The sequence below is a fragment of the Halomonas marinisediminis genome (assembly GCF_004347715.1).
Classification (GTDB): Bacteria; Pseudomonadota; Gammaproteobacteria; order Pseudomonadales; family Halomonadaceae; genus Halomonas; species Halomonas icarae.
Genome location: NZ_SLTR01000151.1, coordinates 1 through 326, shown reverse-complemented (window position 1 = coordinate 326; position 326 = coordinate 1). Strand labels below are relative to the sequence as shown.

The window sequence follows — 326 nt, the reverse complement described above, 5'->3', positions numbered from 1 at the left end:
AAATAACATGCACAGGACGCATTACCGCTCCAAGTTGCTTCTCGCCGCTACCCGAGTGTTTAAGTTTGAATAGCTCTAAGCGATGCACAAATCCGACGATATTATCGTTGGTTTGGCTGTAGACCAATGGACGAGAGAATGGAGTATCACGGTGTTCTGTTAAGAACTCTTTGATCGTCATCTCTGCATCAACACGGAATACAACAGGACGCGGTGTCATTACTTGAGTCACTGGAACATCTTGAATGCCAAGTAAGTTACTTAGAATTTTTGATTCGCCTTCAGCAAACTCTCCACTTTCTTTTGCGAGTAATGCCATTGCAGAT

Annotated in this window: 1 pseudogene; it reads right to left on the bottom strand. The window is 43.6% G+C overall.

The features are described 5' to 3' along the window. Positions 1-326 (bottom strand): annotated as a pseudogene (locus E0702_RS16175) (hypothetical protein); the annotation flags it as partial.